The sequence below is a fragment of the Haliea sp. genome (genome assembly GCF_040222615.1).
Taxonomy (GTDB): Bacteria; Pseudomonadota; Gammaproteobacteria; order Pseudomonadales; family Halieaceae; genus Haliea.
Genome location: NZ_JAVKCQ010000186.1, coordinates 23,745 through 32,869, shown reverse-complemented (window position 1 = coordinate 32,869; position 9,125 = coordinate 23,745). Strand labels below are relative to the sequence as shown.

The window sequence follows — 9,125 nt, the reverse complement described above, 5'->3', positions numbered from 1 at the left end:
CCTGCCGGCGGGCAGGGTCACCGAGCTGGGGATTCGCCTGCGCGACAGCGGCGAAGTCATCACCAGTCAGGAACTGATGCAGCTGTTTGCCATCAACGTGCTGATTACCGGCCCTGACAATTTCCGCGAAACCATCGATGTGACAGGCAGCTATCCGCTGCCGGTGACAGGTGAGTATCGGGTGACCATCCCCGCCTTTGAGCGCGGTGGCCGCTATCAGCTGCTGGTGGAGATGAAGGGTGAGACGCTGCAGCGGGAGCTGCCACTGTATGTTGAGGTGATTGCCCCGGCTGCGGCGCCCAGCATCAGTACCCGGCCACCGGAAATACCGGAAGAAGATCTCAGGGGGCCCGCCCTGAGCCTGGCGGGAATAGTGCTGGTGGCAATCCTGGCCGGGACCCTTATCTACTGGCGGCGCCGGCGCCGCAAGCTGGCGATTTGGCAGCGCCGCTTCGAGCAGGCCCAGGGAACACCTGCGGACCCGGCGGTGCGCGGCATGCGTGCGGATGTTGACGGCGACAAATCGCCTTGATTAGCTCCGTCGCCATCGCTACCCTTGTCCGCTTTCCTTTTTGAGCTGTGATGGACTGACTATGAAATTTGAGGGAACCGAACGCTACGTTGCCACGGACGACCTGCGGATGGCGGTGAACGCCGCCGTTACCCTGCAGCGGCCGCTGCTGATCAAGGGTGAACCCGGCACCGGTAAAACCATGCTGGCAGAGGAGGTGGCCCTGGGCCTCGGCAAGCGCCTGATTCAATGGCATATCAAGTCCACCACCAAGGCCCAGCAGGGCCTGTATGAATACGACGCGGTATCGCGCCTGCGCGACTCCCAGCTTGGCGACGCCAAGGTTCAGGACATCGCCAATTACATCAAGAAAGGCAAGCTCTGGGAGGCCTTCGAGTCCGAGGAGCAGGTGGTGCTGCTCATTGACGAGGTGGACAAGGCCGACATCGAGTTCCCCAACGACCTGCTGGTGGAGCTGGACCGGATGGAGTTCTTCGTCTACGAAACCGGCGAGACCATCAAGGCTAAGCAGCGCCCCATCATCATCATCACCAGCAACAACGAAAAGGAACTGCCGGACGCCTTCCTGCGCCGCTGCTTTTTCCACTTCATCAACTTTCCTGACCGCGACACCATGCGCAAGATCATCGACGTGCACCACCCGGGCATTGCCCAGGCCCTGGTGCAGGAAGCGATGGAAGTTTTCTTCGATTTGCGCTCGATACCCGGCCTGAAGAAAAAGCCTTCCACCTCCGAGCTTATCGACTGGCTGAAGCTGATCCTGGCCGATGATATACCCGACGAAGTACTCAAAAACCGCGATGCCAGCAAGGCCATACCGCCCCTGTACGGTGCGCTGCTGAAGAACGAGCAGGATGTGCACCTGCTGGAGCGCCTCGCGTTCATGCACCGCCGGGAAACCCGCTAACTCCATGCTGGTCAATTTCTTCCACGGCCTGCGCGATGCCGGCGTCCCGGTGACAACCCGCGAGTTGCTGGACTTGCTGGCGGGCCTGGAACAGCACGTGGCCTTCGGCTCCATCGACGATTTTTACTACTTCAGTCGCACCTGCATGGTCAAGGACGAGAAATATTTCGATCGCTTCGACCGTGCATTTGGCCTGCACTTCAAGGATCTGGAAGCCCTCGACGACGTCATCGAGGCGATGATTCCCGATGACTGGTTGCGCGCCGAGTTCATGAAGCAGTTGTCGGAGGAGGACAGGGCCAGGATTGAATCCCTCGGCGGCCTCGAAAAGCTGATCGAGGAGTTCAAGAAGCGCCTGGAGGAGCAGAAGAAGCGCCATCAGGGCGGCAATAAATGGATCGGCACTGGCGGCACCTCGCCCTTCGGGCAGCAGGGATACCACCCCGAAGGGATACGGGTGGGGCCCAATGGCGGCAATCGCAAGGCGGTTAAAGTCTGGGACAAACGCGAATTCCGGAACCTCGATGACAGCGTCGAACTCGGTACCCGCAACATCAAGGTCGCCCTGCGGCGGCTGCGCAAGTTTGCCCGTACCGGCGCGGCGGACGAACTCGACCTTGACGATACCATTCGCTCCACTGCCCGCAACGCCGGCCTGCTGGACATCAAGATGGTCCCGGAGCGACACAATGCGGTGAAGGTGCTGCTGTTCTTCGACGTGGGCGGCTCCATGGACCCGCACGTGCGGGTCTGCGAAGAGCTGTTCTCGGCAGCGCGCACCGAATTCAAACACATGGAATACTTCTACTTCCACAATTTCATCTACGAAAGCGTGTGGCGCAACAACGTGCGCCGGCACAATGAGCGCTTGCCGCTGCTTGACGTGATGCACAAGTACAGCCACGACTACAAGGTGATCTTTATCGGCGACGCCGCCATGTCACCCTACGAGATCGCCCAGCCCGGGGGCTCGGTAGAACACTGGAACGAGGAGGCCGGCGAGGTCTGGATGCGGCGCCTGCGCCAGACCTACGAAAAGCTCATCTGGATCAACCCGGTGCCGAAGGAAGAATGGGAATACACCCAGTCCACTGCCATGACCCACAAGCTGGTCGACGGCCACATGTATCCCCTGACTCTGCGCGGTCTTGAGGAGGCGATGAGCTACCTGTCCAAGTAGCCGGTTTCGAAACAACCGGCAAAGGCGATCAGGCTGGCGGTCACCGCCACGTTCAGCGACTCGACGCCGTTGCGCATCGGGATCGCCAGGGCCACGTCGGCCAGGGCATCAGTGGCGGCAGATACCCCGTCGGTCTCATTGCCCAGTACATACACACAGTGTGCCGGGGGGCGGTAGCTGAACAGGCTTTGGCGGGCGTCGGCGCGCAGGCTACAGACACTGAAACCAGCGGTTTTGCAGGCTTTTAGCGCTTTCGACAGGTCCTCGCAGGCCAGCAGCGGTGCCCGGTACACGGTGCCGGCACTGGCCTTGATCACCAGCGGCCCCAGCGCCGCATTGCCGCGCCTGGCCAGCACAATGCCGTCGATGTTCCCGGCAGCAGCAGAGCGGATAATCATTCCCAGGTTCTGCGGGTTGGTAATGCCGTCCAGTGCCAGCAGGCGCTGCGGTGGCGATGCGGGCAAATTCCCGAGAAAATCCTCCAGCCTGCGGAACGCCGGGCAATGAACGTCGGCGGCGACTCCCTGGTCCTGGCGGCCGTTGCGGGATATGCGCGCCAATTCTGCCCTGGCGTGGTAGCGGGGGCTAATGCCGCGGCGGTTTGCCTCCCGCAGAATCTCTCCCATTACGCCACCGTCGCGGTTGCTGTCCGCGATATGCAGGGCATGAATGGAGAGGGCGGGGTCCAGCAGCGCTTCCAGTACCGGCTTGCGCCCGTAGACCGTCAGCACACGGTCGAAGAACGCCTTGCGCGCGGCGTAGTCGCTACCGATGGCCAAGGCGTCAGACGCTGTGTTCGTGGCCGCTGGCGAGACGGGTGACCCGGTCAGCAGACTGCTTCATGCGCCCGGCGATATCCTCGATCTGCGCACCGGTGATCGGCCCGGTGATGGAGCCGGCGACGAAGCACATCACCGGCACCTGACGGTAGACAAAAACCGGCACCGCGATGGTGCTCACCTCGTAGCGGGCTTTGGGATCGATCCGGTCCAGATGGTAGTGCTCCAGGCAGGCGTCCTGCTGGTATTTGTTGGTGGCCTTTTCCAGTTCCTCCAGGCTCCAGGCCTGGTGGATGCGGGTCAGCTCCCGGGTCAGCTCTTCCTCCGCCCGGGTTTTGAGAGTGACCTCGAAACCGCGGGCGCGGATGGCGATGACTGAAACCCTGAGCTTCTGGTCCAGGCGCTCGTTGTAGCCGCCACGGGACTCATGGGCCCGTGTCAGCCAGGCTTCCAGCTGCTTGGCAGGCGAAAATGCGGTGAAACAGGCGGCGATGGGGGCGGTGTTGGGCAAGCGCAGGCCGAGCTGGAAGGAGTCCATCAGCGGCGTGGCGTTGCCGTACAGCGCCAGCAGGACCTGGTGCAGCTTGGAGCGGGCGGTCACGGCGAAACCCAGTCCGAGATCGCTGTTCAGGCTCTCCAGCTCCGGGCGCGCGTACTCCAGTACCGGAAATTGTGCGAAGGCGGCGTTGCCGGCGGCTACAATGGACGGCCCCAGGCGGTAGGCTTTGGTTTTCGGGTGCTGGACCAGGAAGCCGTAATTTGACATGGTGGTGAGGATGGCGTGGCAGGTTGCCTTGTTCAGGTTCAGGCGCCGGGTCATTTCCGTGAGGCCAAAGGCCTGCTGCGGATTGGCCATCAGCAGGTCGAGTATCGCCAGCGCGCGAGCGGTTGGTTGGGAAAACAGTGCCACGTCAGGTACTCCAGGCTTAGCTATTACGCGGTTCAGAATGCTGTACCGCCTGATCATAACCTCCGGTCGGTAACGACCGCAATGCTATCGGGCCCGCCGATAATTACACGCGACGGGCATTAAACAACAGGGAGCGCGTCGGTGCCAGAGCTTTGTCAGGACCAGCCGATCTTGTACGGGACCAGTGCCTGTCATCTTTGCGAGCAGGCCGAGCTGCTTTTGTTGCAGGCCGGGCTTGAAGGTCTTGCCGGGGACTACATCAAGGTGGATATCAGCGATTCGGAGGATTTGTTGGCGGATTACGGCCTGCGGATTCCCGTGCTCAAGCGCCGTGACGGCGAGGAGCTGGGCTGGCCCTTCGGCCCCGCCCAGCTCGCCGCCTTTCTGGCCGGGCCGGGCCGCTAGGCGCCGGGTCCCGCCGGGCCCGGTCCGCCTCGGCACTGGAGCCCATTGGCCGCCCGCCCGGGAGCGGCCGCTCGCTGCTGTGCTCAGGATTTTTTCTTGGAGCCAACCCGCACGGCCAGCACGTCACAGGTTGCGCCGTGCAGGACACCGTTGGCAGTTGAGCCCATCAACAGCGCCAGGCCGTAGCGGCCGTGGCTGCCGACAACAATCAGGTCGGCGCCAATTTCCTCGGCTTTGCTGTGGATTTCCACTTCCGGCCGGCCGAGCACGATGTGCTGGCGCTCGGGGGCGATACCGTACTGCTCGCCAAAGCGGCCCAGCTGTTGCGCGGCCTGCTGGTGGATTTCGTCCTGGATTCCGGAAAAATCCATGGGAATGTCGCCGCCATAGGCAAAGCTCAGGGGCTCGATCACATGTATCAGGTGCAGTTCGGCGCCGGTGCCTGCAATCAGGCCCTTCGCGCTTTCCGCCACCGCGGCGGAATCTTCACTCAGGTCAACGGCGATAATCAGTTTCTTGTAATTGGACATTCACAACCCCCACAGTGTGCCAGAGAATTCAGGCTCTGTTATAGCATACAATGCCGCCCAGGCAACGTGCGCCCAGGCAGTCGCTGCCCACTTTAACTCCATCGTTGACCTGCGTCAGGGACCTGCCGGTGAATTATCTGCTGATTGCATTCATTATCGTGGTCGCGCTGGCACCGCTGACCCATTTCCTGCCCAGCAAGCGGCAGCGACGCCAGGCGGCCCTGCGTGAGGCCGCGGCCCTGGCGGGGCTGTTTGTCGAGTTCCGGTCGCTGCCGGGTACGGCAGCGGGCAGGGCGCCGCAGGCGCAGCAGGATGTGATTTATTACGGTCGCCGGCTGGCGCCGTCGAAAGGGCGCGGCAGCCGGCGCGGCGCCTGGCTGCAGCGCGACGGGGAGTGGCTGCCGGCCGCGACGGGTGCACGCACGCCGGTACCCGGACCACTGCTGGCCTGCAGCCCGGATATTCTCGGCGCCAGCCTGGATGAAGGCAGCTGTGGAGTCTACTGGCAAGAGCAGGGAGATACCGCTACGGTAGGGGAGATTCACGGCATTTTGCTGGCGTGGGCAGAACAGATTCCTTGACCCGGGAGGTCTGGACCCTTATATATGCCACCTTTTCGGTCCGATGGTGATCCGCACACGCTACACCATCAGTGACGTTTTGCAGGAGATTATGGGTAAATCACTGGTCATCGTAGAGTCGCCCGCCAAGGCGAAAACCATCAACAAGTACCTGGGCCCGGATTTTATCGTCAAGTCCAGCGTCGGCCACATTCGCGATCTGCCCACTGCCGGCAGCGCTGAACCGGTCGATCCCAAGGAACGCGCGGCGCAGGCCGCGATTACCCGCAAGCTGTCCCCGGAGGAAAAAGCCGAGCACAGGAAAAGGAAGTCTCGCGAGCAGCTGGTGCGGCGCATGGGCATAGATCCGGAGCACGGCTGGAAAGCCTCCTACCAGATTCTCCCGGGCAAGGAGAAAGTGGTCGCCGAGCTGCGCAAGCTGGCGGCGAACAGCGACGCCATCTATCTCGCCACCGACCTCGACCGCGAGGGGGAAGCCATCGCCTGGCACCTGCGCGAGGCCATCGGCGGCGACGATTCCCGCTACCAGCGCGTGGTGTTCAACGAGATTACCAAGAAGGCCATCGGCGAAGCCTTTGAACACCCCTCACACCTGGACCAGAACCGGGTCAACGCCCAGCAGGCACGGCGCTTCCTCGACCGGGTTGTGGGTTACATGGTGTCGCCGCTGCTCTGGGCCAAGGTGGCCCGGGGTCTTTCCGCGGGCCGGGTGCAGTCCGTGGCAGTTCGCCTGATCGTGGAGCGGGAACGGGAGATCCGCGCCTTCGTGCCGGAGGAATACTGGGAAGTCCACGCCGATCTGCTGCCGCAGGGGGAGGACAGTGTCCGCTTCCAGGTGCGCAAACACCGCGGCGAGAACTTCCGTCCGGACAATGAGGCGGACACCCGGGCGGCGACCACGGAACTGGAACAGCTGCCCTATGTGGTGAGCCAGCGGGAGGACAAGCCGACCCGCTCCAAGGCGCCCGCGCCCTTTATCACTTCCACCCTGCAGCAGGCCGCCAGCACCCGGCTCGGTTTCTCGGTGAAAAAGACCATGATGATGGCCCAGCGGCTGTACGAGGCGGGTTACATCACCTACATGCGTACCGATTCGACCAATCTCAGCAATGAGGCAGTCACGGCCTGCCGCGACTATATCGGCGCCAATTTTTCCGCTGCCTACCTGCCGGAGACGGCCAATCGCTACAGCAGCAAGGAGGGCGCCCAGGAGGCCCACGAGGCGATCCGGCCTTCCGATGTGAATCTGCTGCAGTCGAGCTTACAGGGCATGGAGCGCGATGCGGAGCGCCTCTACGAGATGATCTGGCGCCAGTTCGTGGCCTGCCAGATGACGCCCGCGGAATACACCGCCACCACGATCACGGTCAGCGCGGGTGATTACGAACTGGCTGCGAAGGGGCGTATCATCCGCTTCGACGGTTACACCCGGGTACAGGGTGCGGGCGGCCGCAAGGGCGAAGACGAGGTGCTGCCCGACATCCAGCAGGGCAACAGCCTGAGCCTGCAGGCGCTGGAGCCGGCCCAGCACTTTACCAAGCCATCACCGCGCTACGGCGAAGCCAGCCTGGTGCGTGAGCTGGAGAAGCGCGGTATCGGTCGCCCCTCAACCTACGCCTCGATTATCTCCACCATTCAGGACCGGGGCTATGTGCGGCTGGAAAACAAGCGCTTCTACGCGGAAAAAATGGGCGACATCGTCACCCAGCGCCTGCAGAACAGCTTCCAGGAACTGCTCGACTACGGGTTTACCGCGAGCATGGAAGAGCACCTGGACGAGGTCGCCCAGGGCGAGCTCGATTGGCGCGCACTGCTGGACCGGTTCTATGCCGACTTTCGCCAGTTGCTGGAGAAGGCCGAGGAGCAGGAGCCGGTTGGCATGCAGCCCAACGAGCCCACCCCCACGGATATTCCCTGCAGCAAGTGTGGACGGCCAATGCAGATCCGCACCGCCAGTACCGGGGTCTTCCTCGGCTGTTCCGGCTACGCGCTGCCGCCCAAGGAGCGCTGCAAGAACACCATCAACCTGACCCCCGGGGACGAAGCGATCCGCGAGGATGCGGACGATGAGGCGGAATCGAGGCTGTTGCGGAGCAAGCACCGGTGCAAGCTGTGCAATGCCGCCATGGACAGTTACCTGATAGACGAGCAGCGCAAGCTGCACGTCTGCGGCAACAACCCCGACTGTCCGGGCTACGAGGTCGAGCAGGGCAAGTTCAAGATCAAGGGCTACGATGGCCCGGTCCTGGAATGCGACAAATGCGGCGCGGAGATGCAGCTCAAGAACGGCCGTTTTGGCAAGTATTTCGGCTGTACCTCAGAGACCTGCAAGAACACCCGCAAACTGCTGCGGAACGGCGAGGCCGCACCGCCGAAAATGGATCCGGTACCGATGCCGGAACTGGCCTGTGAGAAAGTCGAGGACCACTATGTGTTGCGCGACGGTGCTGCGGGCCTGTTCCTCGCTGCCAGCCAGTTCCCCCGGAATCGTGAGACGCGGGCGCCCTTTGTCGACGAATTGCTGCCCCACAAGAGCGAGATCGATCCCAAGTACAGCTTCCTGTTCAGCGCTCCCACAGCGGATCCGGACGGTAACCGCAGCCAGATCCGCTACAGCCGCAAGGCGGCGGAACAGTATGTGATGACGGAACAGGATGGCAAGCCCACCGGCTGGCGCGCCGTATACCGGGGTGGTGCCTGGCAGGTTGAAGAGGGCAGGGCAGCGGGCTCGGCTTCAGCGAAGGCCGGCAAGAAAGCTCCGGCACGGAAGAAGAAGGCGGCGCCCAAACGCAAGGCAGCGCGCAAGAAGTCATGAGCTCTCCTCGCGGCCAGGCCAATCACTACCTGTACCTCGCCAGGGTGCTGATGGCGGCCTGGCGTCGCGATCTGGCCGCCGAGGACATACCCGCCAGTGTCCTTGCCCAGGCTTTTGGGCCGGCTGTTCGCAGTCACCTGCTCGATGCCTACGGCTGGTTTTTACTGGACCTGCAGAAACCGGCGCAATTGCCCGGGGCGCCGCCCCATACGGTGGCGTCGCTGCCACCGGTAGCCCCGGGAAAGGCGCTGCCCGCAGAGATTGCGGAGTTCGCCCGCCTCGAAAGGGAGGGTTGGCTGGCCGAACTGGTGCGGGAGCCGGAGGCCGCGACGGCGCGGCGCAACAGCACCAGCCTCGCCGCGCAGGCAGTCGCTGTCCCGGATCCAGACAGTCTGGAAGCCCAGGCCCGGCAACTGGATGATGCTTTTGCCCGCATGGGGAATTTCCTGGACGAGTGCTAACCCCCCGGGGGAGGGCTCTCAGTGG

At 63.0% G+C, this 9,125-nt stretch carries 10 protein-coding genes; 7 read left to right on the top strand and 3 right to left on the bottom strand.

Annotation, left to right across the window (positions count from 1 at the left end):
- The 3 genes from RJQ10_RS15090 to RJQ10_RS15080 form a co-directional block, all read left to right on the top strand.
- Positions 1–532: hypothetical protein (locus RJQ10_RS15090; protein WP_350148065.1), on the top strand; the 532-nt coding region annotated here is incomplete at its 5' end.
- A 61-nt stretch (positions 533–593) separates the two neighbouring features.
- Positions 594–1,439 carry an AAA family ATPase gene (locus RJQ10_RS15085; protein WP_350148063.1) on the top strand — a complete coding sequence of 282 codons (846 nt, stop codon included), beginning with the start codon at positions 594–596 and terminating at the stop codon, positions 1,437–1,439.
- 4 nt (positions 1,440–1,443) lie between these two features.
- Positions 1,444–2,619 (top strand): vWA domain-containing protein, encoded by a 1,176-nt coding sequence (locus RJQ10_RS15080; RefSeq protein ID WP_350148061.1) that lies wholly within the window; start codon positions 1,444–1,446, stop codon positions 2,617–2,619.
- Here RJQ10_RS15080 and RJQ10_RS15075 read toward each other — a convergent pair.
- On the bottom strand, positions 2,604–3,398 hold the full coding sequence (locus tag RJQ10_RS15075) for a TrmH family RNA methyltransferase (protein ID WP_350148060.1): 795 nt from the start codon (positions 3,396–3,398) through the stop codon (positions 2,604–2,606). The two genes, RJQ10_RS15080 and RJQ10_RS15075, sit on opposite strands and share 16 nt — an antisense overlap.
- 4 nt (positions 3,399–3,402) lie before the next feature.
- Entirely contained in the window at positions 3,403–4,308 is a 906-nt protein-coding gene (locus RJQ10_RS15070; RefSeq protein WP_350148058.1) for an IclR family transcriptional regulator, read from the bottom strand.
- Between the two features lie 171 nt (positions 4,309–4,479).
- Between RJQ10_RS15070 and RJQ10_RS15065 the strand changes: the two genes are divergently transcribed.
- Entirely contained in the window at positions 4,480–4,713 is a 234-nt protein-coding gene (locus tag RJQ10_RS15065) for a glutaredoxin family protein (RefSeq protein WP_350148056.1), read from the top strand.
- An 83-nt stretch (positions 4,714–4,796) separates the two neighbouring features.
- Here the strand turns inward: RJQ10_RS15065 and RJQ10_RS15060 are convergent, their stop codons facing one another.
- On the bottom strand, positions 4,797–5,243 hold the full coding sequence (locus tag RJQ10_RS15060) for a universal stress protein (RefSeq protein ID WP_350148054.1): 447 nt from the start codon (positions 5,241–5,243) through the stop codon (positions 4,797–4,799).
- A gap of 128 nt (positions 5,244–5,371) precedes the next feature.
- On the opposite strand from RJQ10_RS15060, the gene RJQ10_RS15055 reads away from it, so the two are divergent.
- The 3 genes from RJQ10_RS15055 to RJQ10_RS15045 all read left to right on the top strand — a co-directional run bounded on the left by RJQ10_RS15055 (position 5,372) and on the right by RJQ10_RS15045 (position 9,100).
- Positions 5,372–5,824, top strand: a complete 453-nt coding sequence (locus RJQ10_RS15055) for a hypothetical protein (protein WP_350148052.1) — start codon at positions 5,372–5,374, stop codon at positions 5,822–5,824.
- Positions 5,825–5,915: 91 nt separating this feature from the next.
- Positions 5,916–8,639, top strand: coding sequence for a type I DNA topoisomerase (topA, locus tag RJQ10_RS15050; protein ID WP_350148050.1), 2,724 nt, complete (start codon positions 5,916–5,918; stop codon positions 8,637–8,639).
- Positions 8,636–9,100 (top strand): DUF6586 family protein, encoded by a 465-nt coding sequence (locus RJQ10_RS15045; RefSeq protein ID WP_350148048.1) that lies wholly within the window; start codon positions 8,636–8,638, stop codon positions 9,098–9,100. The genes topA and RJQ10_RS15045 overlap by 4 nt, the downstream gene beginning before the upstream one ends.
- Positions 9,101–9,125: the final 25 nt, after the last annotated feature.